Raw genomic sequence first — 26,370 nt, 5'->3', positions numbered from 1 at the left:
GGCGGGCGCCTGATCCCCAGAGCCCCGCGATCGGGGCGAACAGGATATTCATGCTCAACGTATCGGGACTGACCAAGCGCTTCGGCGGCTTCACGGCGCTGGAGGCGGTGGACTTCACCCTCCTGCCGGGCGAGGTGCACGCGCTGCTGGGCGAAAACGGCGCCGGAAAATCGACGCTGATCAACGCGATCTGCGGCACCTTCCCACCGTCCGAGGGCAATGTGCAGCTCGACGGGCGGTCGCTGCTGGACCTCTCGCCGCTGCGGGTGCGCGAGGTCGGCGTGGCGCCGGTCTTCCAGGAATTCTCCCTCGCACCCGCGCTCAGCGTGCTCGACAATCTCTTCCTCGGGCGCGAGGCGACGCGCGGGCCGTTCCTGCGCCGCGGCGAGATGCGCCGCGAGGCCGAGGCGCTGCTGAGCCGGATCGGGTTTTCCCTGCCGCTCGACGAAAAGGTGTCGCGCCTGTCGCGCGCCCAGAAGCAGATGGTCGAGATCGCAAAGGCGCTGCGGCTGTCGCCCAAGATCCTCATCCTGGACGAGCCGACCGCCTCGCTCACCGATGGCGAGGCGGAGAAACTCTTCGAGGCGGTGGCACGGCTCAAGGCGCAGGGCGTCGGGATCCTCTACGTGTCGCACCGAATGGCCGAGATCCGGCGGCTCTCGGACCGTGTCACCGTTCTGCGCGGAGGGCGGCTGATTGCCACCGTGCACACCGCCGACGTGACCGATGCCGAACTGATCGAGATGATGGTCGGCCGCCCCGTCGACGAGCTGTTTCCCGAGATCCACAACAGTCCCGGCGCACCGGCGCTGCGGGTCAGCGATCTCAGTACAGCGACAGGCAGCATCCGCGCCGCCTCGATCGAGGCGCGCAAGGGCGAGGTGATCGGTCTGGCGGGGCTGGTCGGCTGCGGCCGCTCCGAGCTTTGCCGGGCGATCTTCGGACTTGAAGACATCTCCTCCGGGGAGGTCGTGCTGGGCGAGACCCCGGTGGCCAAGCCGCGCCCGGACCGGATGATCGCGGCCGGGATCTGCTATTTCCCCGGCGACCGCGCCGCGGAGGGCCTGGCGCTGAACCGCCCGGCCCGCGAGAACGTGTCGATGGCCGGCTTGCGGCTCCGCAAGCTGAGCCGGGGCGGCCTGCTGCGCGCGGGCGCCGAGCCCGAGGTGGTTGCCGGCCCGCTCGACAAGCTCGGGCTGCGCCCGATGATGCCTGAACGCCGGGCCGGGGCCTTCTCGGGCGGCAACCAGCAGAAGGTTATGCTGGCGCGCGGGCTGGTCGACGATTTCGACGTCTACCTCTTCGACGAGCCCACTGTGGGCATCGATGTTGGCGCCAAGACCGATGTCTATCGCTTCATCAAGCAGCTGGCCGAGAGCGGCGCCTGCGTCATCGTCTCGACCTCCGAGCTTCCGGAGCTGCTGCACCTGTCAGACCGCATCTACGTCATGGCCGGCGGTGCGGTGGTGCAGGAGATCGCCCGGGACGAGGCCTCGGAAACCGCCATCCTATCGCATTATTTCGGGGAGTGAGCGCATGAGCGTGACGACCGACAATCCCGCCCCTGCCGGCCCGTCCCGGCTCGAGGGGTTTCTCGTCAACGGCGGCGTGGTGCTGGTTCTGCTGGTGCTGGTCGTCGCGGTATCGGCGGCGGTGGAGCCGCGTTTCCTCAACAAGCTGAACCTGATGAACATGGGGCGCAACTTCGCCTTCCTCGCGATCCCGGCGCTGGCGCAGATGCTGGTGATGACCACCGGCGGGTTCGACCTGAGCCTCGGCGCGGTCGTGGCGAGCGGCTCGGTGGTCTCGGCGCTGGTGATGCGCAGCATGGGGGCCGACCTGCCGGAGGCGGGGGTCGCGCCGGTGCTTGCCGCACTGGCGGCGGCGCTGGCGCTCGGGCTCGCGATCGGAGCCTTCAACGGCTGGCTGGTCGCGCGCTTTAACATCTCGGCATTCATGGTGACGCTGGCCACCGCCTCCGCGATCGTCGGCGTGGTGCTGTTCCAGACCCAGGGCATCCCGATCTACGGCGTCTCAGAGGGCTTCATCGACCTGATCGGCCGCGGCCGCATCGGCCCGGTGCCCTATGTCGCGCTGATCGCGCTGGCGCTGGTCGCCCTTGGCATCGTGATGCAGCGCGGCACCCGCTTCGGGCGGCATATCTACGCGGTGGGCTCCGACGCGCGCGCCGCGCTGCTCTCGGGTGTGCCGAGGGCGAAGGTGCTGATCGCGACCTATGCTCTGGCCGGAGCGCTGGCGGGGGTTACCGGGTTCCTGATGACCGCCCGGCTTGGATCGGGGCAGGGCACCATCGCCGAAACCCTGGCCATGCAGACCATCGCCGCGGCGGTGATCGGAGGCGTTTCTCTGCGCGGCGGCGTCGCGCGGGCAGAGCTGGTGGCGCTGGCGGCACTGTTCCTGACGGTGATGGCCAACGCGATGAACCTGATGCGCATCGACAGCAAGTTCCAGACACTGGTGCTGGGCCTCGTCCTGCTCGGGGCGCTGGCTCTCGAACGGCTCGTGCTGCGGGAGAAGACAGAATGACCGACGTGATGACACGCCGTTCCGCCCCGGCGCTGGCCGACCGGCTCAAACCCTTCAGCCTGCCTCTCGGCATCGTTGCACTGCTGCTCGTCTTCGCGCTGATCGAGCCGCGGGTGATCTCGGGCGCCAACCTGCGCAACATCGCGCTCCAGACGAGCTTCCTCGCGATCTTCGCCGCCGCGCAATGCGTCGTGCTGCTGACCCGCGGCTTCGACCTGTCGCTGGGCGTCACGGTCTCGCTGGTCAGCGTCGGGGCCGGCATGGCGATGACCTCGGCCGGCGTCGCCGCTGGGCTCGCGGCAGGCTGCGGCATCGCGCTGGCGGTGGGGTTGTTCAACGGCCTGTTGATCGGCGCCATCGGGATCAACGCCTTCGTCGCAACGCTCGGCACCTCCTACGTCGTCATGGCGCTGGCCTCGACCCTGAGCGGCGGCTTCCCGGTTGCCCCGCTGCCGCCCGCGTTCAACGCGATCTTCGCGCAAGGCAGCCTGTTCGGCATCCGCGCGGCGATCTGGGTCGCGCTGATCGTTCTGTTGGCGATCGGCCTGATGCTGCGCTTCACCACGCTTGGCCGGAGGCTCTACCTCGTCGGCGCCAGCGCCCGTGCCGCCACCGCGGCCGGCATCCGCCCCGCCGCGGTGCTGATCGCGGCCTATGCGATCTGCGGACTTCTCGCCGGCATCGGCGCGCTGCTGCTGACCGCCCGGACCGGCTCGGGAGAGCCCAATCTCGGCGGCAACCTGACGCTGGAATCCATCGCGGCGGCGGTTGTCGGAGGCGCCAAGCTCACCGGCGGCGAAGGCGGCATCAGCTCGGCGCTGCTCGGGGCGCTGTTCATCACCGTGCTGTCGAACGGCATGAACCTCGTGCAGGTCGACGGCTACATCCAGCAGGTTTTCCTGGGCGCGATCATCGTGCTCAGCCTCATCCTCGGGCGGGACGGCGCGCGCCGCTGACCGCCCTTCACGAAAGGCATTTCCCATGAGCTACCAGGTCTGCATCGACATCGGCGGCACCTTCACAGACTGCCTCGTCTCCGATCCCGACGGCGGCATCTCGATCTTCAAGTCGCCGACCACGCCGGGCGAATTCGAGAAGGGCTTCATCAACGTGCTGCATGTCGCCGCCGAAGGGCTGGGGCGCAGCCCCGGGCAGTTCTTCTCGGAGATCGAGATGATCGTTCACGGCTCGACCGTCTCGACCAACGCGCTGGTCGAGCGCAAGACCGTCAAGGTCGGGCTGCTGCTGAACGAGGGGCATCGCGATATCCTCGTGCTGCGCGAGGGGCCCCGCAAGGGCGCCTTCCAGTGGAAGATCGATTACCCTGAGCCCTATGTACCGATCCACCTGACCCACACGGTTCCCGGGCGCATCGATGCGCGCGGCCGCGAGCTGACGCCGCTCGACGAGACCGCCGTGCGCGCCGCCGCGGCAAAGCTCGCGGAGAGCAAGGTCGAGGCGGTCGCGGTCGGGCTGCTTTGGTCGGTGGTCAATCCGGTCCACGAGCTGCGGGTGCGCGAGATCCTCGCCGAGGAGATGCCCGGCGTGCCGGTCACCCTCAGCCACGAGATCAACCCCATGCCACGCGAGTACAAGCGCGTCATCGCCGCCGCCATCGACGCCTCGATCAGCCCGATCGTGCGGCGCTACATCGAGGATCTGAAGACCGCGCTGGACGCGCAGGGCTATGGCGGCGAGCTGTTGCTGGCCAATTGCGTCGGGGGCATGATGCCGCTGCCCGAGATGCTGCGCAAACCGATCTACTCGGTGATGTCCGGACCGACGCTGGCGCCGATGGCGGCGCTGGCGCTCTCCGACGCGCCCGACATCATCGTGGGCGACATGGGCGGCACCACCTTCGACGTCTCGGCGCTGCGCGATCACCAGATCATCGTGACGCCGGACAGCATGATCCACGATGACAATCTCGGCATTCCCAAGGTCGATGTGCGCTCGGTCGGGGCTGGGGGCGGCTCGATCGCCTCGGTGGATGCGGGCGGCCTGCTGCATGTGGGGCCGCACTCGGCCGGCGCGCGCCCCGGTCCGGCCTGCTATGGCCATGGTGGCACGGAGCCGACGGTCACCGACGCCAACGTCATCCTCGGCATCGTCGATCCCGACTACTTCCTCGGCGGCAAGATGCAGCTCGACCGCGCCGCGGCCGAGCGCGCCGTCGGAAAGATCGCCACCGCGCTCGGCGTGTCGCTGCAGGAGGCGGCCTATTCGATCTACACCACATCGAACCACAACATGGTCGCCGCCATCGAGGAGATCACCGTGCGCGAGGGCATCAACCCCCGCGACAGCTATTTCGTTTGCGGCGGCGGCGCGACGGCGATCCACATCGCCGAGATGGTCGATATCCTCGGGCTCACCCGCTACATGATCCCGCGCTTCATGGCGGGGCTCTCGGCCTTCGGCGGGCTGATCTCCGACATCCGCCGCGAGGAGGCGGCGGTGGCGCTGACCTCGGATGCGGCGTTCGACTTCGATGCGGTCAACACGACGCTCGACGCCCTGAAAGCGCAGGGCAGCGCCTTCCTCGAAGACGCCGGCGTCCCCGAGGAGGCCCGCGGCTTCGAGATCGCCTTCATGGGCCGCTACGAGTACCAGAGTTTCGAGATCGAAGTGCCGCTCACCATCGACGGCCCGCTGACGCCCGAGCACCTGCCCGAGATGGTCGAGGCCTTCCACCGGATGCACGAGCGCATCTACTCGATCCGCACCGACGGCGACACGGTGGAGTTCACCTCGTGGAAGCTGCGCGCCATCGGGCACCGCCCCGGGCAGGATATGTGGTCGCGCTTCTCGCTGCCGGCGCAGCAGGGCGAGACTCGGGCAAAGGGCCATCGCGGGGTCTATTCCGAGCAGACCAGGCAGATCGAGCAGCTGCCGGTCTACGATCTGTCGGATCTCGGCGCGGGGGCGGCGCTGCCCGGACCCTGCCTTGTCGAGGCCCCGACCTTCACCGCCTATCTCAAGGCCGGGCATGACGGCGTGCTCGATGCGCAGGGCAATCTCTGCGTCACCGTCGATGCCACGCGTGCCGGCGCCATCGCCGTCACCACCGCCCAGATCCCGGCCTGACCCAGGAGAGTTGCCATGAACATGCCCCTGACCTCCGCCCCCGAGGGCGACCGCCGCATCGACCCCTTCATGATCTCGGTGCTGAAGAGCCGCTTCGAGGCGATCGTGCGCGAGATGACCCTCGTGGTCATGCGCGCCTCGCGCTCGGCCGTCATCAAGAACGCCCGCGATTTCTCCTGCGCGATCCTGACCTATGACCACGAGCTGGTGACGGTCGAGGACGCGTTGCCGATCCACGTCATGTCGATGGACATGGCGACGCGGCCCCTCACCGAGCTGTTCGACGACATCTCCGAGGGCGACATCTTCGTCAACAACTGCCCCTATACCGGCGGCACGCATCACGCCGACCTGATCATGGCAATGCCGGTCTTCGTGGAGGGCGTTCCGCTGTTCTGGGTCGTCGCGCTGTCGCACCATGCCGATACCGGTGCACCGGCACCGTCGACCTACCTGCCTTTCGCCAAGAACATCTTCGAGGAGGGCATGCATTTCCCCTGCGTGAGGATCGCCGAGAACTACGAGGAGAAGGCCGACATCCTGCGCATCGGATCGATGCGCAACCGGGTGCCGGACCTCTGGCTCGGCGACGTGCGGGCGCAGATCGGCGCCTGCCGCACCGGCGAGCGCCGCATCCGCGAGCTCTGCGGACGCTACGGGCGCGAGACCGTGCTCGATTTCATCAAGGACTGGTTCGATTACGGCGCACGCGCCGCCAAGGCCGCGATCCAGAAGCTGCCGGCCGGCGACTACACCTACAGCCTGGCCCATGACCCGGTGCCCGGCGTCGCCGATGACGGGATCCCGATCAACGTCACCGTTCGGGTCGATCCCGAGGAAGGCGAGATCGTGGTCGACGTGCGCGACAACATCGACTGCGTCCCCGGCGGTCTGAACCTGTCGGAGAACACCTGCACCGGCTCGTGCCGGATCGGCGTGTTCAACAACCTCGACGAGAGCGTGCCGCACAACGAGGGCGCAAAGTCCCGCGTGCGGGTCGAGATGCGCGAGGGCTCTGCCATCGGCAAACCGAAATACCCGGTCGGCACCTCGGTCGCGACCACCAATGTCAACGACCGCCTGATGATCGCCGGTAACGCGGTGTTCTCGGAGATGGGCGCCCCCTACGGCCACGCCGAAAGCGCATTCCACCTGCCCGCCGGCGTCGGCGTGATCTCTGGCGACGACCCGTTCAAGCAGGGCAAGAGCTACATCAACCAGGTTTTCGTGGGCTACGGCGGCGGCGGCGCCAACAGTGGCCATGACGGCTGGCTGACCTATTGCGGACCGGCCAATGCCGGGTTGATCCAGCTCGACTCCGTCGAGGTCGACGAGAGCATGTACCCGATCCTCATCGAGCGTCGCGGCGTCAAGACCGACAGCCAGGGCTTCGGCGAATACGAGGGCGCGCCGGGCATGGACGGCGTGTTCTATCCGCTCGACCACACGATGACCGTGGCCTACGCCGCCGATGGCAAGGTCAACCCGCCCAAGGGCGTGCTCGGCGGCCAGCCGGGCGGGGCCTCGGACACAGTGCGGATCGAGCCGGACGGGGCCCGCGTCACGCTGGCGGAATTCTCGGAGGAGAATTTTGCCGCTGGGCAAAAATGCGAGTTCACGTCCTGCGGTGGCGGCGGTTACGGTGCTCCCGAAGCGCGCGATCCGGCGCGGGTGGCGGCCAGCGTCAATCGCGGCTGGCTCAGCCTCTCGCTGGCGCGCGAGGTCTACAAGGTCGCCCTGCGCGAGGCCGGCGAGCCCGGGCTCTACGAGGTCGATGCAGACGGCACCGCCGCGTTGCGTGCATGAGTATGGAGGCTGCGGCAATGGCCCATCTCGACCTGACCGCCGCCCCGCCCCGCGACGGGGCGGAGTGGCCGCAGGGCGCCGCCTACATGGACGGCGCCTTCATGCCGGCCTCCGAGGCGCGCCTGCCGGCGAGCGACTGGGGCTACCGGCGCTCGGACGTGACCTATGACGTGGTCGGGGTCTGGGACGGCTGCTTCTTCCGGCTCGACGATCACATTGCCCGGTTCCGGGCGTCGATGGACCGCCTGCGCCTGCGCCCGCGGGAAAGCAACGCCGAGATCCGGGAGATCCTGATCGAATGCGTACGGCGTTCGGGCCTGCGCTCGGCCTATGTGGCGATGGACTGCCTGCGCGGCACGCCGCCGCCGGGCGCGCCCCGGCTGCCGTCCTCGGCCCGTCCCTGGCTGCTGTGCCAGGCGCTGCCCTGGACCTGGGTCGCCAGCCCCGAGCAGCAGCGGCGCGGCGTGACACTGATGATCCCCGAGGTCCGCCGCATCCCGATGTCGAGCTTCGACGCGCGGGTGAAGAACTTCCACTGGGGCGACCTGACCGAGGGGCTGTTCGAGGCCGAGGCGGAGGGGGCCGATTTCCCGATCCTGCTCGACGGCGACGGCCATGTGACGGAAGGGCCGGGTTTCAACGTGTTCAGCGTCTCGGGCGGCGTGGTCTCGAGCCCGCGAAGCGGCGCGCTCGAGGGCATCACCCGGCGCTCGGTGTTCGAGCTCTGCGAGGAGATCGGCGTGCCTTTCCAACAGCGCGACATCTCCGAGGCCGAGTTCGTGGCTGCTGACGAGATTTTCTGCGCCACCACCGCGGGCGGCATCTGGGGTGCTCGCCGGATCGGGGAGAGGGTTCTGGGCAACGACGCACCGGGGCCGCTCACCGAGCAGTTGCGCACGCGCTATTGGCGCAGGCGGGCAGACGGCTGGCACGCGACGCCGGTCACCGTGTGACCGTGCCGCTCCACGCTGCGCTTGGACACATGATCACCCGGTGCAGAGGCAGTGACTGCTTGCTCGCGCCTGCTTGAGATTCTGGGCGTTCTCTGTTTTCAAACAGTCGGCTCTGGAGCGTCGCCGCTCCAGAGGTCAGAAGCCGTGGCCCCGGCTGGACGGGGTAAGACGCGGAGTCTGGATGACGGCGCTTGAAGGCGCGTCGCATTCCCCTGTGATCACGATCCGCGCGCAATGGCCCCTGCATTGAACGTAGCCACAAAGGCTCAGTAGCCGGGGCCCATGTCGGCGGCGGCCTCGCTGCAAACTCTCCACCTACACAGTCTCGAAACTGCCCCGACCGGTCGAGATCGCCCGTGCGCCGAAGGCAACCTGATCCGAGATCACATGCCGTGCGCGCCACTTTTGGAGCGCGCCAAAGATCGCCCGGTCCTGCCTGCGCCGCTGGTGAGACGCGCTCGGCGGCGGCGGTGACCATGTGGCCGCCCCGGGGTGACGAACTCGCAGCCGGGAATCTTCGGCGCCCGTTTGCGTGGATCAGGCGGCCATCCAGCCGCCATCGACGAAGAGATTGTGCCCGGTGAGATAGGTCGCCTCGTCGCTGGCGAGGAAAAGCGCCGCGCGGGCGACGTCGTCTGGGGTGCCGAGGCGGGGCCAGGGGGTGCGCTGGTTGGAATAGTCGAGCCAGCGCGGCTCCACGGCGCGGCCGCCCTTGCCGGTTAGGATCTTGCCCGGCGCGACGGCATTCGAGACGATCTGGTGCGGCCCGTAATCGGCGGCGATCTGACGGGTCATGTAGGCGATGCCCGCCTTGCTGACACCGTAGGCGAAATCCTCGGGCGCCGAGACGTGGCCGTGCTGGGAGGAAATGTGGATCAGGCGGCCGCGCACTTCGTTGCGGATCTCCTGCGTCATCATCTGGCGAACGGCAGCCCGGGCGCAGAGGTAGGCCCCCTTGAGGCTCACGTCCATCACGCGGTCCCAGTCGGCTTCCTCGGTTTCGACCAGCGGCTTGCCGGCGCGCAGCACGGCGTTGTTCACGAGAATGTCGAGGCGACCGCTATGGGCTGCCGCCTGTTCCACCAGCGCCTCGACGTCACTGGCACGCGAGACATCGGTCTTGACGAAGGCGGCGGAGCCACCGTCCTCTGCCACGAGCTCGCAGACCGGACGGCCGCCTTCAACCGCCTCTTCGGTGATGTCGGCGACGAAGACATGCGCCCCTTCGGCCGCGTATTTCCGGACGATGGCACGCCCGATGCCCGAGGATCCCCCGGTTACGATGGCGACACGGCCGGCAAGGCGTTGGGTCATGAGAGGCTCTCCTTCGAGGGATGCGCGATGTGGGCGAGCCAGTCGGCGGCGGCATCGGGCAGGGGGGTGTGCGAGGCAGGCACCAGCGAGCGCAGGCGGTCGATGCAGAGCGCCGGGCGGTCGGTGGCATAGCCGTAGCGGATCGTCGGGGCTGCGGCGTCGATCTGCCATGTCAAAGGCAGATGCGCGGCCAGCGCGGCGCACCATTCAGGCAGGTCGCTCACCTGGCCGGACCCGATATGCACGGTCTCGGGCAGGGGCGCGTCGTGGGTCAGCAGTGCGGCGATGGCGGCGGCGGCATCGCGGGAATAGCACCAGTCGGCCGGCACAGCGCGGGGCAGCACGACCGGGCGGCTCTCCAGCGCGGCCAGCAGGATCTGGTGGTGCGGGCTGGTGACCTTGCGGCTGTCGGAGGCATGCTCGTAAAGGCCGAAGATCGGGCCCAGGCGAAGGACTGTGAACGCGATGTCAGTAGGCGGGGCGAGGCGCCGCAGGCCCAGCTCGGCAGCGCGCTTTCCGATGCCGTAAAGGCTTTGCGGGGCAGGGTGGGTGCGGTCCTCGTGATAGAGACCGTCGGCTTCCGGTGCCGCTTCGCCGTAGACGGCGATGGAGGACAGGTGCAGCAGGCGGGCGATACCGCAGGCTTTCGCGGCTTGCAGCAAACGGACCGTGCCCAGGAGGTTGACGTCGAGGACGAGATCCGGCCTGGCCTCCTCGAAGGCCGCGTCGGGGGTCAGCGCGGCGGCGTGGATGATGTGGGTCAGGCCGCGCCCGCTCAGGGCGGCATCGAGGGACCGCTGATCCCGCAGGTCTGCGGCGACGAACTCCAACCCCGGCCAGCTCTGCCGCGGCGGGCGCAGGTCGAGGCCGAGAACGGGGATGCCGCGCGCGCAGAGGGCGTCGCAGATGGCGGAGCCGACGAAGCCCGCCGCCCCGGTGACGAGGACCTTCATCGCGGGATCTTCCGGCGAATGGCTCCGGCGATCTCTTCTGCCCACGTGGCGGCATCCGGTCCGGCCAGCCGGGCAGCGGCGGCCATGGCAGCAACCTCGGCGGCCGGCGGCGGCGGGTCGCCAGCGCGGTAGCGGATGTCTCCCCCGACCATTGTCAGGATCGTGTCGGCGCCTGTGCAGCGGCCGATGACCAGATCGAGCGGGTCGCAATCGGGGTCGGTGTAGCCGCCGCGGGCGCGGGTCGGGTCGAGGGCCACCAGATCGGCGCGCTGGCCGGCCGCGATCGTGCCGATGTCGGGCTGGAAGATCGCCCGGGCGCCGATCTCGGTGCCCATCGCCAGCGCCAGCCGGTTGGCCCTGACGGGCGCGCCCCGGCCCCTGGCCAGCAGCCCGCCGAGGCGCAGCTCGGACAGGTAATCCTCGCTGTCGTCCAGCGCGCAATTGTCGGTGCCAAGCGCCACCGGCAGACCCGCCGCGCGCCAGTCGGCCAAGGGCGGAGCACCGTTGCAGAGCCGCATGTTGGCGCCGGGGTTCGACACCAGCGTAAGGCCAAGGCGGAGCGCATCCTCCACGTCGCGCGGGCGCGCCTGAGCGAAATGGGCCGCACTGACCTGGCTCTCGAAGACACCGAGGGCTTCGAGATGCCTCAAGACCGCCCCGCCGTAGACCGTGTCGGCGGCGGCGCGCTGCGCCGGGGATTCCAGCAGGTGGAAGTGGATGCCGGCGCCGGTGCGCGCGGCATGGGCGGCGATGGATCTCCAGGCGGCATCCGACACCCATTGCGGCCCGGCCGGGCCATGGGCCAGCGTGATCGTCGGGTGACCGGCGTAGTCGGCCAGCAGCCGATCCATCAGGGCCAGCGTGTCATGCAATGGCAGGTAGGCGGGGAGGGCCGCGGCCAGGAGGGCCCGGGCGTGCGGGGACAGGCCCGCGCGGAAGTCACCCTCATCGACGGGTGGATAGACCAGCCCGCCCTGATCTGCAAAGCCCACGCAAACCGTCGCGCGCAGCCCGGTCTCCTCGTAAGCGCGGATGGCCCCGCGCAGCTCCGCCTCGTAATCGCCGGTGCCGTAGGAATAATTCGCGTGCAGCGTGGCGGTGACGCCATTGCGGAGCATCTCCTGCGCGGCGAGCCGGGTCAGCAGGTAGGCGTCGGGCGCCCCGCGACCGCGCCGCCGGGCGATCCAGGGCTCGAGCTGATCGTCGGGATAGCCCAGCTGCAGCTGGCTGAGGCCGCGTCCATGCTGGTGGGCGTTCACGAAGCCGGGCAACAGGATCGCATCGCCAAGCGCCGTGACCGCCGCGTCGGGAAAGCGGGCGCGCATGTCGTCGGGCGTGCCGAGCGCCGCGATCCGACCCGCGTCCACCGCCACGGCCCCGGGGCACAGCGGGGGCCACTCTGCTCCGGGGATCACGCAATCGGCGGTCAGAAGCTGCATGGTCAGAACAGCAGGTTCGGCAACCAGAGCACCAGCCCCGGCCAGACGATCAGCAGGATTGTGAAGGCCAGCATCAGCAGCACGAAGGGCAGCGAGCCCCAGATCACATCCATGATCGACCCGGTGCCGCGCACGCCCTGCACGATGTAGAGGTTCATGCCGATGGGCGGCGTGATCAGGCCGGTCTCCATCATCAGCACGAGAAAGATGCCGAACCAGACCGGATCGATGCCAAGCTGCACGACCAGCGGGAAGACCACCGGCAGCGTGGCGATCATCATCGACAGCGTCTCCATGAAACAGCCGAGGATGAGGTAGAAGAGGATCAGCAGGAACAGCACCTGGATCGGCCCCGCGCCCAGATCGACCACGAAGCGGGTCAGGGTCTGGGGGATGCCGAGCATCCCGATCACGAAATTCAGGAAATGCGCGCCGACCATGATCAGCAGGATCATCGCCGAGATCCGCACGGTGGAAATCATTGCCTCGTGCAGTAGCGGCAGGCTCATCTTGCGCTTGGCCAGGGCGACCAGGAGCGCGCAGGTCACGCCGATGGCGGCGGATTCCGTGGGCGTGGCCCAGCCGCCGTAGATGACCCCCATGACAATGGCGAAGATCAGCAGCGGTGGCAGGATTTCCAGCAGGGACTTCAGCTTTTCGCGCATCGGACGGTCGGGCAGGCTCGGGCCTGCCACGCCGGGGTGCAGGATCGAGATCACCGCGATCAACGCCATGAAGGCGACGGTCAGAGCGATGCCCGGCAGGATGCCGGCGGCGAAGAGCTGGCCGATGGAAGTGTTGGTCATCGAGCCGTAGATGATGATGTTGATCGACGGCGGGATCAGGATGCCCAACGTGGCACCGGCGGCGATGGTGCCGGCGGTCAGGCGCTCGTCGTACTTGCGTTCCGACAGGATCGGGATGGCGACGTTGCCGATGGTGGCCGCCGTCGCGACGGAAGACCCCGAGACCGCGGCAAAGAAGGCCGAGGCCCCGATGTTGGAATGCAGCAGCCCCCCGGGCAGCTTGCGCAGCCAGTCCGACAGCGCGCGGTAGAGCCCGTCGGCGACCCCGGAGCGCACCAGGATCTCGCCCAGAAAGACGAAGAGCGGGATCGCGGTGAGGATGAAATCGTTCTGACCGCTCCAGATCTGGTTGCCGAAGGTCATCAGGATCGGCCAGCCCATGGTGAGCATCGCGCCGGTGAAGGCAGTGAGGAACATCGCCACGGCCACGGGAAGGCCGATCAACATCAGGCCCAGCATCATCATGAAGCCGAGCGTTGCTTCTCCGATCCCGATCATTGTGCACCTCTTGCCGTCACGCCGGCCTGTTCTTCATGAATGAGATCGTCGAGCGATTTCGGCCCGTAGAAGCGGTTGAGCCGGTCGCGGTCGCGCAGGAACAGCATCGCCGCATGCAGGAACAGCGCACTCGAGACCACGGCAAACACCGCCAGACCGAAGACCCAGAGGCTTTGCGGCATCCATAGCGGCGTCATCAGCGGCGTGCCGGACAGGGACTTGAATTCAATGCTTTCCATCAGCGCGGCCCAGCCCCGCCAAGCCATGAAGAGCGCCATCAGCATGGTGCCCAGCGTCGCCAGCAGGTTCAGCACCGACCCGACCGCGGGATTGACGCGCTCGGTCAGGATCTCGACCCGGGTATGGGCGCGTTCGATCGCGGCCAGCGAAAAGCCGAAGGCGCCGGTGATGGCGAGCGTGTAGCCGCCCAGCTCGTCGCCGCCCTGAAGCGAGACATTGGCGAAGCGCCGCAGCAGGACCTCGGCTGTGATCGTCAGGGTGAGCAGCAGCAGCGCGTAGCCGGCCACCAGCGCAAGAAACCGCGCGACGGGCGTCATCGCCTGCGCGACCCTGTTTTCTTCGGACATTCGGTGTCTCCCGGGCCTGCGTGGATGGGGAAACGGGGGCGCCGGATCGGCGCCCCCGCAAATGGTCTTGCCCTGGACAGGCTCAGTTGATGGTCAGGCCGGCGGCTTCGCCGGCGGTCGCGTTCCAGGTCTCGGTGCAGGAGGGATCGACGTTGTTGCAGGTCTCCTTCCAGATCGGCAGCACGACGGTCTCGGCGATCTCCTTGATCTTCGCGCGATCGTCTTCGTTGATCTCGACCAGCTCCATGTCGAACTTCGTGTGATCCGAGCAGCTGTCGTCACCGGTGTTGCAGGCCACCGCGTCACCATTGGCCGACACGGCGAGCTCCCAGAGCTGATCCTCGAGGGACTTGAATTCTTCCTCCAGCGCCGCCTGTTGCTCGGCCGAGAAGGAATTCCACGTGTCGAGGTTGATGAAATGCCCCTGCACCGAGCCGGAGACCGACAGCGGCAGCTGGTGGGTGGTCACCTCGGGCCAGTTGCCGGTATTGCCGGAGGTCGGCGAGGTCACGCCGCAGGTCACGACGCCGCGCTGCAGGGCGGGATAGACCTCGGAGAACTGCAGGGTCACCGGGGTCGCACCCAGGGATTCCAGCATGGCGGACATCGACGGCGTGAAGCTGCGGACCTTCATGCCCTCCAGGTCGGCCAGCGTCTCGATCGGCTCGTTGCAGTAGAAGACCTGCGGACCGAAGGGCCAGAGGGTCAGCGCCTTGGCGTTGAACTTCTCCTGAAGGCGGGTGTCGAAGGCGTCGCGATAGGCGTCGACCACGGTGTGCAGACTGTCCATGTCGGTGGCGACGCCGATCAGGTCGATGCCCTCGAAGAACGGGTCATCGCGCGATGCCATGCCGATCTGCACCGACATCACGTCGAACGCGCCGCTGCGCAGCAGGCGCAGGGCGTCGGGGGCCTTCACGCCGACCACGTCCATCGGGTTGTAATTGACCTCGAGCGCGACGCCGGCGTTCTCGCTCAGCCCCTCGAAGAAGGCCTGCTCGATCGAGACCTGCTTGGTGTTCTGCGAGAAGTTGCCCGCGATGCGGAGCGTGTTCTGGGCCGAAGCCAGCGCCGGGACGCTGATCAGAGCGGTGGCGGCTAGGACGGTGGTGATTGAATTACGCATTATCGTCTCCCTGAGATTGTATTCATTTTTTGCCTGATCCGAGCGTTTCAGGAACCGACCTCGCCGATCAACGGAAATTGCGACGCGCCGCCAAGCTTTTTACATTTCTTCGGGAAACGGTGCATTTTTAGGCAAAAACAGCCCGATTATGCCAGACATATGCCCGTTTGGTGGATTTTCTTGACACTGGCGTGTTGACGAAATTGCCGGACCGTGGCGCAAGCTGTCAGGACAGAGCCAAGCGCGGAGCTGCAAAAAATGAATGCAATTCATCCGCCACCCTCGCAGTGAATGGAATTTTTGAATGCAGAGAAGCGATTCTTCCGGCCCGACGATCATCGGCATGCTGACCCCGTCATCCAATACGGTGGTCGAACCTTACACCGCGGCGCTGGCGTGGCCGCTGTTTCCGGACGTGTCGGTGCATTTCGGCCGCCTGCGCGTGACGCGGATCGCGCTCGACGAAGGGTCCGACAAGCAGTTCGGGACGGATCCCGTCCTTGCGGCCGCGGATCTGCTGGCCGATGCCAAGATCGATGTCATTGCGTGGAATGGCACCTCGGCCAGCTGGCTGGGCTTTGACAGCGACGATCGGCTCTGCGCGGCGCTGACCGAGCGCACGGGTGCCAAGGCGACCACGGCGATCAAGAGCCTCAACACGCTGCTCGAAGCCTTCGATGTCAGGAAGTTGGGCCTGGTGACACCTTACACACCCGATGTGCAGCAGCAGATCATCGACAACTACGCCGCCATCGGGATCGAAACCGTGGCCGAGCGACACAGCAACCGATCGGACAATTTTTCGTTCTCGGAAGTGTCCGAAGAAGAGATCGCGGCGATGTGCCGCGAGGTGGCCGAGGCCAAGCCCGATGCGATCGCGATCGTCTGCACCAACATGCGCGGCCCCATGGTGGCGGCCGAACTGGAGCGCGAACTTGGCATTCCGGTGCTCGACTCCGTGGCTTTCACCCTCTGGGGCTGTCTTAAGGAAGCAGGGACGGACATGACGCCGCTGTCGGAATTCGGCATGATGTTCTCCAAATGACCCGCAGGCGGCACGAGGAGACGGGATGGGGGACCTGGAGTTGAGGGATGATCTGCTACCGGAGGACGAGGGCGAGGCGTCTCTGCACGAGACCCTTGTCAGCCGGATGCGCCAGCTGATGATCGAGGGCACGCTGGAAAACGGGCAGCGCATTCCCGAGGCCGAGCTTTGCCGCATGTTCGGAGTGTCCCGCACGCCGTTGCGCGAGGCGCTCAAGGTTCTGGCGGTGCAGGGGTTCGTTCAGCTCCGCCCCAACCGCGGGGCAATCGTAGCGCCGATCGATCCGGAGCAGATCCGGCCGATCTTCGAGCTGAAGGGCGCGTTGGAACGGCTGATCGGCCTCACCGCTGCCGAACGGGTCACGCAGGAGGATCTCGACGCCATCGACGCGCTGCACCACGAACTCGGCGCGACGCTCGAGCAGGGGCAGATGGATGATTACACCCGGCTGAACTATGCCTTCCACAAGGGGCTGGCGCAGATCTCGGGCAATGCCCTGCTATGCGAGACCTACGAGGGGCTGCAGCAGCGGATCTGGCGGTATCGCTTCGTCGTGAACGAGGATTTCACACGCGTGGCCGACAGCTTCGCGGAGCACGAGCAGATCATGATCGCCCTTCGCGCAAGGACCCCGCTGGATCTTGCCGCGCGCCTTGAGGCGCACAACATGAGGACCTGCGAGGCGATGCTCAGGGCGATCGCGCAGATCTCCTGAGCGGCCGGCCGGGGTCAGTCGATTGGTCGCACGCCTCCGGGATGGCCCCTCGCGTCTTTCATTTTCCACGCGCCGGAAATCCACGCCAGCGAAGCCTCCCGGCGCCTCGTTTTCGGCAGACGCCGACAGGGCAATGGGGAACGACCGCCCGAGCGCCGCGATCCGGTCGCGCTCATGAGACTTCACGAGCCCCGTCAGCGTCCGGCTGTGTAACCCGGGCGCGGCACATTGCCCATGACGGTCTGCGACAGACCGCCATCGACGACGATCTCCTGCCCCGTCACGTAGCCCGCACGCGGGCTGGCGAGATAGGCCACGGCATTGGCCATGTCCTGCGGCGTCCCGATCCGACCCGCCGGCACATGACGCTCGCGCGCCGCCTTGACCTCGGCATCGGCGTAGAATGCCGCGCTGAGCGGCGTGACGACGAGGCCCGGGCTCACCACGTTGGAGCGGATGCCCTGTGCCGCCATTTCGTAGGCGATCTGGCGCGACAGCATCGCCACCGCCGCCTTGCCGGGGCTGTAGGCGCCGGAAAAGGGCTGCGGGTTGCTGGCCGAGATCGAGGCCACGTGCACCACCGCACCCCCGCCACGTTCCGCCATCTGCGCCGCAAAGACCTGCGTCGCCAGCATCACCCCGTCGAGATTCACCGCCAGCATCGCCCGCCAGTCGTCGAGCGACAGCTGCGCCAGCGGGCCGGGGCGCAGGATGCCGGCATTGTTGACGAGGATGTCGGCCCCGCCGAATTGCACCGCGATCGTCTCGGCGGCGGCGCTCAGGCTCTCGGGCGAGGTCACGTTGCAGTCGATGGCGAGGAAGCGCGCGCCGCCGAAGTCCTGTTGCAGCGAGTCCACCACGGCGGCGCCCAGATCGAGCGAGACCACGGTGCAGCCCGCGTCGAGGAAGGTCTGCAGACAGGCCCGCCCAATGCCGCCGCCGCCGCCGGTGACCACGGCGACCTTGCCGCCAAGCTCGAGCCAGTCCATCGCCGCGCTCATGCCGCACCTGCCAGATGGCGGCCGGTGATGTAGCCGAAGGTCATCGCCGGCCCGAGGGTGATGCCGGCGCCGGGATAGTTGCCGCCCATGATCGAGGCGCGGTCGTTGCCTACCGCGAAGAGGCCGGGGATGGCGCTGCCCTCGCGGTCGAGCACCTGCCCCTCCACGGTGGTCTCGAAGCCGTCGAAGGTGCCGAGATCGCCCATCACGATCTTCACCGCGTAGAACGGACCGGTCTCGAGCGGAGCGACGCAAGGGTTGGGGGTGACCTCCGGGTCGGCGAGGTAACGGTTGAAGGCTGTCGAGCCGCGCCGGAAGGCCGGATCCTCGCCCTGTCGGGCGCCTTCGTTATAGGCGGCGATGTGGCGCTCGAGCCCCTTCGGGTCGATGCCGCAGGCCTCCGCGAGCTCCGCCAGCGTGCGGCCCTTCTTGAGATAGCCGCTGCGGGTGTAAAGCGCGGTCGGAACCGGCGCGGGTTTGGCAAAGCCGAGACCGTATTTCCGCATCGCGGTCTGGTCGGCGATCAGCCAGCAGGCGGTTTCGGTCTCCCCCTCGCAGGCGGCCATCAGCGCCGCGCCGACATCATGGTAGCTCTCGCTTTCGTTGGTGAATCGCGCGCCGGATTTCAGCACCGCGACGATACCCGGCTTGTAGCGGTCGAGCAGGTGCGGAAAAGCGGTGAAGCTGCCGTTGCCGGTCGGCACCTTCGAGACCGGCATCCAGGCGGAGGTGTTCGGGAACTGAACGTCGAACTTGCCGCCCGCGGCCTCTCCGAGATCGATGCCGTCGCCGGTATTGCCCTCGGGCACCGGGGTGAAATGCTCGCCGCCGCGCTTGAGATGGGGATAGGCCTTGCGGATCCGGTCGGTGTCCTGCGCGAAGCCGCCGGCGGCCAGCACCACGCCCTTGCGGGCGGTCACCGTGACGACGCCGTCCGGCGTCCTGATCTCGGCCCCGGTCACGCCGTCCGGCCCCGAGATCAGCTTGGTCGCCGGGCAGTCGGTGTGGATCGGGATGTTCAGGTCAAAGCAGCTCTTGGCCAGCCGCGCCGCCAGCGCATTGCCCGAGGTCACGTTGGCGCCGCGCCCGTAACGCAGCACCTCGGAGAAGTGCAGGGCCAGCCGCTTGCTCACGTAGAGGAAAGATTTCAGCGACTTGGTGGCGTTGAAGAAGTGCTTGATGTCGGCGTTCGAGGAATTGAACATCATCCCCATGAAGGTGATCGTCGAGAGCGGCGGCCGCAGGCGCTTCATGTCCTTGCCGAGCGCCGAGGTGTCGAAGGGCGCCGCCAGCACCGAGCGCCCCACGTCGACCCCGCCCGGAACGTCCGGGTGATAGTCGGGATAGAGGGTCGGCACGAAGGCCACCGAGGTCTCGCGCTCGAACCAGTCGAGCATCTCGGGCCCGGTCTCGAGATAGGCCTCGACGGCTGCGGCATCGTAGAAATTGCCGGTCTCCTCCATCATGTAGCGCCGTGCCTCGTCGCGATTGTCGTTGGCACCGCAATGGCGGTTGCCCGGCACCCAGAGCACGCCGCCGGAAAACGCAGTCGTGCCGCCGAAGACCGGCTCCTTCTCGATCACCACCACGTCGAGCCCGTGCTTGGCGGCGGTCACCGCGGTCGCCAGACCACCGGCGCCCGAGCCGACCACCAGCACGTCGCAGCTCTGCCCGTCTGTCAGGGTCTTCGTCATCTCCATCCTCCCGTAGATCCCGGCCCTCAGGCCCCTTCGGCCCGCGCCTCTCGACGGACAACCTCGCCGGAAGCCGAGTTTCGAGCCATGGACGCAGGCCCTGAAAAATTGTATATTTCGTAGCGGCGGCCGGTGCGAAAGCACGTGGGAGACGGCCGGATCAGGAGGAGACGCGCCATGCTCGATATGAACATTCCCCTATGTTTTCTTTACGGAGAGCCGATCTCCGAGGTGGAGATGGACTTCCTCCACATCGAGCCGATCCGCGAAAGAAGCGGCGCGCATAATTGGATAATTCGCGAGCATTCGCATCCCGATCACGTGCAGATCTTGCTGGTCGAGCGGGGCGGGGGGACCTTTCTCGTGGAAGGAGAGACCCTCCCGGTGCCCACCGACAGCCTGACAATCGTGCCCGCCGGAATGGTGCACGGCTTCGACTTCGCCGCCGATACCGACGGCTACGTGATCAACGCCGCCAGCTCCTATGTGCGGGCCGTTGCGGGGCAGGATTCCCGGCTGATCGAGCCGCTGTCGCGGCCAGCGGTCTACCCGCTCGACGGCGACAGCATGCGCAGCGCCGGCATGGCGGCGGCGTTTCGCGGCTGCTACCGAGAGTATGTCTGGTCGGCGCCGGGGCGGCGCGCCGCGATCCAGGGGCAGGTTCTGCAGATCCTCGTCTCGGTGATGCGCTCGGCGCTCGAGGCAGGGCAGCCGGAATTCGCCGCCGGCGACAAAGACTACGCGCTGGTCTGCCGCTTCCGAGAGATGCTCGAGGAGCGTTTCCGCACGCTGCGCACCATCGCCGATTATGCCAGCGGGCTCGGGGTCACGACCCACCGCCTCAACCAGGCCTGCCGGGCGCGGGCGGGCAAGTCGCCGTCCGAGCTCTTGCACGACCGCACCATCGTCGAGGCAAAGCGCTTCCTGATCTACATGGAGCGCTCGGTGGCCGAAATCGGCTACGACCTCGGTTTCGAGGATCCCGCCTATTTCAGCCGCTACTTCACCAAGCGCGTCGGCAAGACACCGGGCGCCTACCGCAAGGAGATGCTCGAAGGGCGCGGTGAAGAGGCGGCGCAGGCGGGCTAGGCGTCAGATCTGCAAGACAAATCCGCAGGGATGCATTTCCGGGTCGTGGCTCGCGCCGGTAAAACCGGGGCGAGTGACACAAGGAGACCCGGACGATGTTCCACGAGCTGCGCGTCTACGATCTGGTGCCCGGGCGGGCGCCGGACTACCTCGAGATCTTCCGCACCGAAGGCGTGCCGCACGTGACGCGGCACCTGCCGATGGCGGGCTACTGGCTGACCGACACCGGGGCGCTGAACCGGATCTACCACCTGTGGATCTATGCCTCGCTCGAGGAGCGCGCCGAGGCGCGGGTCGGGCTCGGCGGCGACCGGGACTGGACGCAGGGCTTCGTGCCGAAGGGCTTCCCGCTGATCGTCAAGCAGGAGAACATGCTAATGCGCTGCGAAAAGAGCTCGCCGCTGCTCGATGGGGTCGTCGCGGAGCGCCGGACGCAGCACGCGGCGCAAGGCCCGGACATGCCGATGTTCGGCGACCGGCTGCTGTCGCTGACCTTCGGGGCGGGCGCGTCGGGCGAGGGGCTGATCGGGCGCTGGCGGGTGCTCTCGGGTTCCGCGCCGGGGGCGGTGGTCTCGCTCTACGGGCATGACGCAGGGAGCGATCCGTTTGCTTCTGCGGAGGGCGCGGAGCGGCACGAGCTGTTGCGCCCGCTGAGCCTGTCACCCTTGCGGTGAGTGGCGGCAGACTTGTTTGCGAGTGCGGGCCGGAGCCGTTTCTGAACTGAATCCTGACCGGAGCCCTCGCTCCCGAGGGACCAAACCCGCGACGGGATTTTGACCCGCAGCGTGCCCCATGCACGATCCTGACCTGCCTCTCGGCAGGTCTCCCGATGCAAGGCGCCCCCGCAGATCCCTGCGGGGGCGCTCCTCGTGCTGAAAGACCGCGTCAGTTCATCAGGGTCAGTTCATCAGGTTCGGCAGGGCGAGGATCAGGTCCGGGAAGGCCACGATGATGCCGATGATGAACACCTCGCCGACGAGGAAGGGCGTCACGCCTCGGAACACGCTCTGCAGCGGGATGTCTGGGCGGATGCCGTTAACAACGTAGCAGTTGAGCCCCACCGGCGGCGTCACCACGCCGACCTCGATCAGCTTCACCAGCAGGATGCCGAACCAGATCGGATCGTAACCCAGCCCCATCATCGCGGGGAATACCACCGGCAGGGTCAGCATCATCATCCCCATGCCGTCGAGGATCATGCCGAGCAGCAGGTACATCCCGATGATTCCGGCGAGGATCATCCAGCGCGGCACGTCGAGCCCGACGACCCAGTCGGTCACCGCCGCCGGCAGGCCGGTGAAGGCGAGGAAGCGCACGAAGATCATCACGCCCCAGATCACCATGAAGATCATCACCGTGGTGCGCACCGTATCGAGCAGCCCGTTGCCGAAATCGCGCGGGTGGATGCGCTTGAAGAGCGCCATGCACAGGATGATCGCGGTGGCGACACCGGCGGATTCCGTGGGCGTCATCCAGCCGAGATAGATGCCGACGAGGATGACGCCGACCACCGCGAAGACGCCGGCCACCTGCGGCAGCGCCCTGAGCTTCTCGACGAAGGCGACGCTCGGCTCGAGCGGCGCCAGCTCGGGCTTCATCTTCACCACCACGGTGATGACCAGCAGGTAGACGATCAGCGAGATCAACCCGGGCACGAGACCGGCCAGCAGCAGCTTGGCCACCGATTGCTCGACGATGATGCCGTAGATCACCAGGATCGCCGAGGGCGGGATCAGCGCGGCCAGCGTGCCGCCCACAGCCACCACGCCGGCGGCAAGCTTGGGGTCGTAACCGCGCGCCTCCATCTCGGGTAGCGACAGCCGGGTGAAAACCGCCGTCGAGGCGGTCGAGGCGCCCGACACCGCGGCGAAACCGGCGGAGGCGAAGATCGTCGCGGTGGCCAGCCCGCCCGGCGCCCGGCCGACCCATTTGCGGGCGGCGTCATAGGCCGACGTGGTGATGCCCGCATGCATGGCGAGGAACCCGATGGTGATGAAGAGCGGCAGCACGCTCAGCGCGTAATGCCCGGAATTGGCGTGCGGGATGATGCCCGAGAGGCCGATGGCAACGGTGGAATTGCGCAGCAGCATCATGCCGACAATGCCGGTGAAGGCCGAGGCGAAGGCCACCGGCACGCCGACGACCACGAGAACGACAAGCAGTGCGATGCCGATTGCACCGAGGGTGATGGGGTCCATGATCCGGGCCTCACTCGTAGGGGGTGGTTTCGATGGCATCGGCAGGGTGGCCGAAGAGCCGCGAGCCGTCCTTGGGCTGCAGGATCAGCCGCACGGCCTCGGCGCATTGCACCGCGAGGCGCAGCCCCAGCAGCCCCAGCGCCGCCGTCACCAGGAGGATGCCGGGCCAGAGCGGGATGCCGATCTCGGGCGTGTCGCCGCCATTGCCCCAGGCGCGCTGGAAGTTCAGCCAGCTGCCCTTGGCGAGGATCACCACCACGAAGAGCGCAATCGCCAGCGCGAAAAGCTCGCTCAGCCACTTGGCGCGACCGGTGAGCCGGTCCGAGACCAGCGTCATGCGGACATTGCCGAAGTGGCTCTGGCAATAGGCGATGCCGAGGGTGACCAGTGCCACCATCACCTGCTCGATGATGTCGATCGAGCCGCGGACGGGGTGGTTGAAGAGGCCGCGCCCCAGCACCTCGGCGCAGACCAGCGCCATCATGGCGAGGATGAGAAGCCCGGCCAGCAGCGCGGCGGCGCGCTCGACATGGCCGAGAAGGCGGTCGAGAGTTTCGATCAGGCTCCGCATGTCGAGGCTCCTACTCAGGCTCGGGGCCGGCAGCGCGCTGCCGCCGGCCCCCGCGGTCTCACTGGCCCGTCTGGGCATTCGTCGCTTCCGTCATGATCAGGTCGAAAAGCTCCTGCCCGGGCATGCCCTTGGCCGTCACGTCGTCGATCCAGGCCTGCCAGCTCGGCTGCACCGCCGCCTCGAGCGCCTCGGCGATCTCGGGGGTCTTGGGGATGCGGGTGAGGCCCATCTCCTCGAAGAGCGCCTCGTTCTCCGCGTCGATCTCGGCATATTTGGCGATCTGGTGCGCGTAGGCGGCCGGCACGGCCTCGTCGAGCAGCGCCTTGTACTGGTCGGGCAGCGCGTCATAGGCGGGCTGGCTGGCGGCGACGGTGCACTGGATGGTGCCGAGGTTCCAGCCGTCGGTGACCCACTCCGAGAGCTCGTGGAAGCGGTAGGCGACGAAGGCGTAGGTGTAGGGATAGACGATGCCCTCGATCACGCTGCGCTCGAGCGAGTTGTAGAGATCCGGCGCCGGCATGGTCGACGGCACCGCCTCGATCGCCTCCATCAGCGCGGCGTGACCGGCGGAGGCGTTGATGCGCTTGCCCTGCCAGTCGGCCAGCGTCATCGGGGCGTCGCCCTTGCCCATGACCTCGTAGTTCGGCATCAGCGCCGACATGATCGGCGTGGCGCCCCATTTCGCCCATTCCTCCTGCACCGCCGGGTGCTCGAGGAAGGCGCCATAGACCTGCGTCTGGCTCTCGAGCGTCGGCAACGGCAGGTATGCGAGGCTGAGCCCCATGGTCGCCGGAGTCTTCTGCGGGTGGTAATAGGGGCAGATCGTGGCGGCCTCGAAGGCGCCGAGCTGCAGCCCGTCGATGTTCTCCTTCGGGTCCGAGAGCACCGCGCCGTATTGCAGCGACAGCTCGAAATTGCCGTCGGTCTTTTCGGCGAGGTATTCGGCGAGCCCCTCGACCCCCTCGGTAAAGCCGCGGCGGGCGCCCCAGAGCGAGACCAGCCATTTGACCTTGGGCCCCTCGACCTCGGCAGCCTCGGCGCTGCCGGCGGCAAGGCTCGCGACGGAGGCCATGAGGCCTGCGGCGAGGGTGGTGGTGAGACCGAGTGATGCAATGGCGTTCGAGATTGTCATAGTGTCCTCCCTGTGATCGACAAGCGCGGGACGACGGCCAAGGCGAGACCGGTCGCGAGAGCTCACGCCCTCCCTGAAGCGCCCAGTGTCGGAGCGCAGAAACCGAGTTTGCCGAGATGTCCTCCCTCGCGAACACGCCGGTCGGCCAGCGCGTCCTCCTGATCCGACTGTCCCAAAATCCGGTTGTTTCCTGAATGGAGAAAAGGAGGGTAAAAATTGCACATTTAGCGCGCCAGAACAGGCGGTGCAGGATCGCGTCGGAGCCCTCGCAGGATCATGTGAGAACTGGTGTTCCGTGCGACCTTGAATCGCGACAAACGCATCGACCGCACCGCGCCGGGCTTGACGGAAGCGCATTGCGGTTGGTTTCGCGGCGATGTCTTCAGCGGTCAGAGCCGTGTGAGGGCCGGCCTCCGCGTCAGGCCACGCGACAGACCCTATGGGCCTGAGAAGACGACGATTGTTGAACCGATCGATCCGGCGCCGCATCGGATCCTCGACGGCTCGAAGCTCCGCCGAGAGCCGCGGCGATGGGGGACGTCTGCCTGGCAGATGCCACTGCGAGCATCGACCGGGGCGTTGTCCTGGCCGTCGCCTACGCTGCAGAACAGAGGCCCCGATGCCAGCAGCCGCGAGCCGCTCCGTTCAGCAAATGGGTAGCAACTGCGATCCGCGATCGCTGTGATGAACCGGCCATGGCCATCCTGTGTCGCCGGGCATGGACCGCCTGATGGAGCCCATCCAATGCGAGACGTGGATGGGCCGATGCGCTGACGCGCCGCCAAGGATCTCGCGCTCAGGCGTGAATGACGAAGGCGGCGCGCGACGTCAGGCGCCGGCTTCGGTGAGGCGCGACAGGTCTTCGGCCGAGAGGTCGAGCGCCGCGGCCTTGGCGAAGCTCTCGACCTGGCTGACCGAGGTGGCGCTGGCGATCGGGGCGCTCACGCCCTTCTGCGCCATCAGCCAGGCCAGCGAGACCTCGGCGGGCTTGGCGCCGTGGGCCGAGGCGACCTCCTCGAGCGCGTCGAGGATCCGCATGCCGCGCTCGGTCATGTATTTCTCGACCATCCGTGCCCGCTGGCGCCCCTCGAGATCGGAGCCGCTGCGGTACTTGCCGGTCAGGAAGCCCGCGGCGAGCGAGAAATAGGTCACCACGCCGACGGCCTTCTCGATGCAGAGATCCTGCAGCGGCCCTTCAAAGCCCGAGCGGTCGAAGAGATTATACTCCGGCTGGACCACCTGGTAGGCGGGCAGGCCGCTCTTTTCCGCCGCCTCGAGCGCCGAGGTGAGCAGCGCCGCGTCGTAGTTCGACGCCCCGATGGCGCGGATCTTGCCGACCTTGAGCAGTTTGTCATAGGCCCCGAGCGTCTCTTCGTGGCTCACCGAAGGGTCGGGCCAGTGCGAGAAATAGAGGTCGATGGTCTCGACCTGCATCCGCGCAAGCGACTTCTCCACCGCCTTGGTGATCCACGCTTCCGAGAGACCCTTTTCGCCGGGACCGGCCATGTCGGAGCCGACCTTGGTAAAGAGCTTTACCTTGTCGCGCATGCCGGGGCGGGCGGCGAACCATTTGCCGAGCATGGTCTCGGACTCGCCGCCCGTGTGGCCGTCGGCCCAGGCCGAGTAGACATCGGCAGTGTCGATGGTGTCGAAGCCGTGGTCGATGAAGGCATCGAGCACGCGGAAGCTCTCGGCCTCGTCGGTGGTCCAGCCGAGCACGTTGCCGCCGAAGACGATGGGGGCGATGTCGAAGCCGGTGGTTCCAAGCGTGGTGCGTTTCATGTTGCTGTCCTTTCCAATATCGGTTTG

At 67.4% G+C, this 26,370-nt stretch carries 22 protein-coding genes; 10 read left to right on the top strand and 12 right to left on the bottom strand.

Annotated elements, in window-relative coordinates; translation table 11 throughout:
• Positions 1-50: 50 nt before the first annotated feature.
• From KUV62_RS15340 to KUV62_RS15315, 6 genes are read left to right on the top strand one after another with little or no spacing between them, the layout of a single operon-like run.
• Positions 51-1,532: a sugar ABC transporter ATP-binding protein gene (locus tag KUV62_RS15340; RefSeq protein ID WP_222604593.1), complete on the top strand. Its 1,482-nt coding sequence runs from the start codon at positions 51-53 to the stop codon at positions 1,530-1,532.
• Between the two features lie 4 nt (positions 1,533-1,536).
• Positions 1,537-2,547, top strand: a complete 1,011-nt coding sequence (locus KUV62_RS15335) for an ABC transporter permease (protein ID WP_222604592.1) — start codon at positions 1,537-1,539, stop codon at positions 2,545-2,547.
• On the top strand, positions 2,544-3,503 hold the full coding sequence (locus KUV62_RS15330; protein ID WP_222604591.1) for an ABC transporter permease: 960 nt from the start codon (positions 2,544-2,546) through the stop codon (positions 3,501-3,503). The genes KUV62_RS15335 and KUV62_RS15330 overlap by 4 nt, the downstream gene beginning before the upstream one ends.
• Before the next feature lie 25 nt (positions 3,504-3,528).
• Positions 3,529-5,634 (top strand): hydantoinase/oxoprolinase family protein, encoded by a 2,106-nt coding sequence (locus KUV62_RS15325; protein WP_222604590.1) that lies wholly within the window; start codon positions 3,529-3,531, stop codon positions 5,632-5,634.
• A 15-nt stretch (positions 5,635-5,649) separates the two neighbouring features.
• Positions 5,650-7,440: a hydantoinase B/oxoprolinase family protein gene (locus KUV62_RS15320; protein ID WP_222604589.1), complete on the top strand. Its 1,791-nt coding sequence runs from the start codon at positions 5,650-5,652 to the stop codon at positions 7,438-7,440.
• 17 nt (positions 7,441-7,457) lie between these two features.
• Positions 7,458-8,393 (top strand): aminotransferase class IV, encoded by a 936-nt coding sequence (locus tag KUV62_RS15315; RefSeq protein ID WP_222604588.1) that lies wholly within the window; start codon positions 7,458-7,460, stop codon positions 8,391-8,393.
• Between the two features lie 537 nt (positions 8,394-8,930).
• On the opposite strand, the gene KUV62_RS15310 is transcribed toward KUV62_RS15315, so the two are convergent.
• The 6 genes from KUV62_RS15310 to KUV62_RS15285 all read right to left on the bottom strand — a co-directional run bounded on the left by KUV62_RS15310 (position 8,931) and on the right by KUV62_RS15285 (position 15,116).
• Entirely contained in the window at positions 8,931-9,707 is a 777-nt protein-coding gene (locus KUV62_RS15310; RefSeq protein ID WP_222604587.1) for an SDR family NAD(P)-dependent oxidoreductase, read from the bottom strand.
• Complete coding sequence (locus KUV62_RS15305) at positions 9,704-10,660, bottom strand: NAD-dependent epimerase/dehydratase family protein (RefSeq protein ID WP_222604586.1); 957 nt, start codon at positions 10,658-10,660, stop codon at positions 9,704-9,706. Before KUV62_RS15305 ends, KUV62_RS15310 begins: the two co-directional genes overlap by 4 nt.
• Complete coding sequence (locus KUV62_RS15300; protein WP_222604585.1) at positions 10,657-12,099, bottom strand: amidohydrolase family protein; 1,443 nt, start codon at positions 12,097-12,099, stop codon at positions 10,657-10,659. The genes KUV62_RS15305 and KUV62_RS15300 overlap by 4 nt, the downstream gene beginning before the upstream one ends.
• A gap of 2 nt (positions 12,100-12,101) precedes the next feature.
• Positions 12,102-13,403, bottom strand: a complete 1,302-nt coding sequence (locus tag KUV62_RS15295; RefSeq protein ID WP_222604584.1) for a TRAP transporter large permease — start codon at positions 13,401-13,403, stop codon at positions 12,102-12,104.
• Entirely contained in the window at positions 13,400-13,990 is a 591-nt protein-coding gene (locus KUV62_RS15290; protein WP_261395685.1) for a TRAP transporter small permease subunit, read from the bottom strand. The genes KUV62_RS15295 and KUV62_RS15290 overlap by 4 nt, the downstream gene beginning before the upstream one ends.
• 82 nt (positions 13,991-14,072) lie before the next feature.
• Positions 14,073-15,116, bottom strand: coding sequence for a TRAP transporter substrate-binding protein (locus KUV62_RS15285; RefSeq protein WP_222604583.1), 1,044 nt, complete (start codon positions 15,114-15,116; stop codon positions 14,073-14,075).
• A 304-nt stretch (positions 15,117-15,420) separates the two neighbouring features.
• Here KUV62_RS15285 and KUV62_RS15280 point away from each other — a divergent pair, with 304 nt between their 5' ends.
• Complete coding sequence (locus KUV62_RS15280; RefSeq protein WP_222604582.1) at positions 15,421-16,161, top strand: aspartate/glutamate racemase family protein; 741 nt, start codon at positions 15,421-15,423, stop codon at positions 16,159-16,161.
• Between the two features lie 25 nt (positions 16,162-16,186).
• Positions 16,187-16,876 (top strand): GntR family transcriptional regulator, encoded by a 690-nt coding sequence (locus tag KUV62_RS15275; protein ID WP_222604581.1) that lies wholly within the window; start codon positions 16,187-16,189, stop codon positions 16,874-16,876.
• 194 nt (positions 16,877-17,070) lie between these two features.
• Here the strand turns inward: KUV62_RS15275 and KUV62_RS15270 are convergent, their stop codons facing one another.
• Positions 17,071-17,877 (bottom strand): SDR family NAD(P)-dependent oxidoreductase, encoded by an 807-nt coding sequence (locus KUV62_RS15270; protein ID WP_261395684.1) that lies wholly within the window; start codon positions 17,875-17,877, stop codon positions 17,071-17,073.
• On the bottom strand, positions 17,874-19,571 hold the full coding sequence (locus tag KUV62_RS15265) for an FAD-dependent oxidoreductase (RefSeq protein WP_222604580.1): 1,698 nt from the start codon (positions 19,569-19,571) through the stop codon (positions 17,874-17,876). The genes KUV62_RS15270 and KUV62_RS15265 overlap by 4 nt, the downstream gene beginning before the upstream one ends.
• 177 nt (positions 19,572-19,748) lie before the next feature.
• Here KUV62_RS15265 and KUV62_RS15260 point away from each other — a divergent pair, with 177 nt between their 5' ends.
• Both KUV62_RS15260 and KUV62_RS15255 read left to right on the top strand, forming a co-directional pair.
• The gene (locus tag KUV62_RS15260; RefSeq protein WP_222604579.1) at positions 19,749-20,660 is read left to right on the top strand and encodes a helix-turn-helix domain-containing protein; all 912 of its coding nucleotides are present in this window, start codon (positions 19,749-19,751) and stop codon (positions 20,658-20,660) included.
• A gap of 95 nt (positions 20,661-20,755) precedes the next feature.
• Positions 20,756-21,334 (top strand): NIPSNAP family protein, encoded by a 579-nt coding sequence (locus KUV62_RS15255; protein WP_222604578.1) that lies wholly within the window; start codon positions 20,756-20,758, stop codon positions 21,332-21,334.
• Between the two features lie 225 nt (positions 21,335-21,559).
• Here KUV62_RS15255 and KUV62_RS15250 read toward each other — a convergent pair whose 3' ends face one another.
• From KUV62_RS15250 to KUV62_RS15235, 4 genes are all read right to left on the bottom strand, one after another.
• On the bottom strand, positions 21,560-22,858 hold the full coding sequence (locus KUV62_RS15250; RefSeq protein WP_222604577.1) for a TRAP transporter large permease: 1,299 nt from the start codon (positions 22,856-22,858) through the stop codon (positions 21,560-21,562).
• Between the two features lie 10 nt (positions 22,859-22,868).
• Positions 22,869-23,429, bottom strand: coding sequence for a TRAP transporter small permease (locus KUV62_RS15245; protein ID WP_222604576.1), 561 nt, complete (start codon positions 23,427-23,429; stop codon positions 22,869-22,871).
• A gap of 58 nt (positions 23,430-23,487) precedes the next feature.
• On the bottom strand, positions 23,488-24,561 hold the full coding sequence (dctP, locus tag KUV62_RS15240; protein WP_222604575.1) for a TRAP transporter substrate-binding protein DctP: 1,074 nt from the start codon (positions 24,559-24,561) through the stop codon (positions 23,488-23,490).
• An 828-nt stretch (positions 24,562-25,389) separates the two neighbouring features.
• On the bottom strand, positions 25,390-26,343 hold the full coding sequence (locus tag KUV62_RS15235; protein WP_222604574.1) for an aldo/keto reductase: 954 nt from the start codon (positions 26,341-26,343) through the stop codon (positions 25,390-25,392).
• Positions 26,344-26,370 lie beyond the last annotated feature (27 nt).

Origin of the sequence: Salipiger bermudensis (assembly GCF_019801965.1) — a bacterium.
In the GTDB taxonomy this organism is placed as follows: domain Bacteria; phylum Pseudomonadota; class Alphaproteobacteria; order Rhodobacterales; family Rhodobacteraceae; genus Salipiger; species Salipiger bermudensis_A.
Note: the sequence above shows the minus strand (reverse complement) of the source record. Positions and strands in the feature narration are given on the sequence as shown.

Bases quoted from the DNA above. Each gene is read 5' to 3' on its own strand.
- dctP (WP_222604575.1), bottom strand. From the start codon at position 24,561: ATGACAATCTCGAACGCCATTGCATCACTCGGTCTCACCACCACCCTC.
- KUV62_RS15310 (WP_222604587.1), bottom strand. From the start codon at position 9,707: ATGACCCAACGCCTTGCCGGCCGTGTCGCCATCGTAACCGGGGGATCC.
- KUV62_RS15295 (WP_222604584.1), bottom strand. From the start codon at position 13,403: ATGATCGGGATCGGAGAAGCAACGCTCGGCTTCATGATGATGCTGGGC.
- KUV62_RS15260 (WP_222604579.1), top strand. From the start codon at position 19,749: ATGCTCGATATGAACATTCCCCTATGTTTTCTTTACGGAGAGCCGATC.
- KUV62_RS15330 (WP_222604591.1), top strand. From the start codon at position 2,544: ATGACCGACGTGATGACACGCCGTTCCGCCCCGGCGCTGGCCGACCGG.
- KUV62_RS15320 (WP_222604589.1), top strand. From the start codon at position 5,650: ATGAACATGCCCCTGACCTCCGCCCCCGAGGGCGACCGCCGCATCGAC.
- KUV62_RS15340 (WP_222604593.1), top strand. From the start codon at position 51: ATGCTCAACGTATCGGGACTGACCAAGCGCTTCGGCGGCTTCACGGCG.
- KUV62_RS15235 (WP_222604574.1), bottom strand. From the start codon at position 26,343: ATGAAACGCACCACGCTTGGAACCACCGGCTTCGACATCGCCCCCATC.
- KUV62_RS15325 (WP_222604590.1), top strand. From the start codon at position 3,529: ATGAGCTACCAGGTCTGCATCGACATCGGCGGCACCTTCACAGACTGC.
- KUV62_RS15290 (WP_261395685.1), bottom strand. From the start codon at position 13,990: ATGTCCGAAGAAAACAGGGTCGCGCAGGCGATGACGCCCGTCGCGCGG.
- KUV62_RS15270 (WP_261395684.1), bottom strand. From the start codon at position 17,877: ATGAGCGCGGCGATGGACTGGCTCGAGCTTGGCGGCAAGGTCGCCGTG.
- KUV62_RS15300 (WP_222604585.1), bottom strand. From the start codon at position 12,099: ATGCAGCTTCTGACCGCCGATTGCGTGATCCCCGGAGCAGAGTGGCCC.
- KUV62_RS15285 (WP_222604583.1), bottom strand. From the start codon at position 15,116: ATGCGTAATTCAATCACCACCGTCCTAGCCGCCACCGCTCTGATCAGC.
- KUV62_RS15305 (WP_222604586.1), bottom strand. From the start codon at position 10,660: ATGAAGGTCCTCGTCACCGGGGCGGCGGGCTTCGTCGGCTCCGCCATC.
- KUV62_RS15275 (WP_222604581.1), top strand. From the start codon at position 16,187: ATGGGGGACCTGGAGTTGAGGGATGATCTGCTACCGGAGGACGAGGGC.
- KUV62_RS15335 (WP_222604592.1), top strand. From the start codon at position 1,537: ATGAGCGTGACGACCGACAATCCCGCCCCTGCCGGCCCGTCCCGGCTC.
- KUV62_RS15280 (WP_222604582.1), top strand. From the start codon at position 15,421: ATGCAGAGAAGCGATTCTTCCGGCCCGACGATCATCGGCATGCTGACC.
- KUV62_RS15255 (WP_222604578.1), top strand. From the start codon at position 20,756: ATGTTCCACGAGCTGCGCGTCTACGATCTGGTGCCCGGGCGGGCGCCG.
- KUV62_RS15245 (WP_222604576.1), bottom strand. From the start codon at position 23,429: ATGCGGAGCCTGATCGAAACTCTCGACCGCCTTCTCGGCCATGTCGAG.
- KUV62_RS15265 (WP_222604580.1), bottom strand. From the start codon at position 19,571: ATGACGAAGACCCTGACAGACGGGCAGAGCTGCGACGTGCTGGTGGTC.
- KUV62_RS15315 (WP_222604588.1), top strand. From the start codon at position 7,458: ATGGCCCATCTCGACCTGACCGCCGCCCCGCCCCGCGACGGGGCGGAG.
- KUV62_RS15250 (WP_222604577.1), bottom strand. From the start codon at position 22,858: ATGGACCCCATCACCCTCGGTGCAATCGGCATCGCACTGCTTGTCGTT.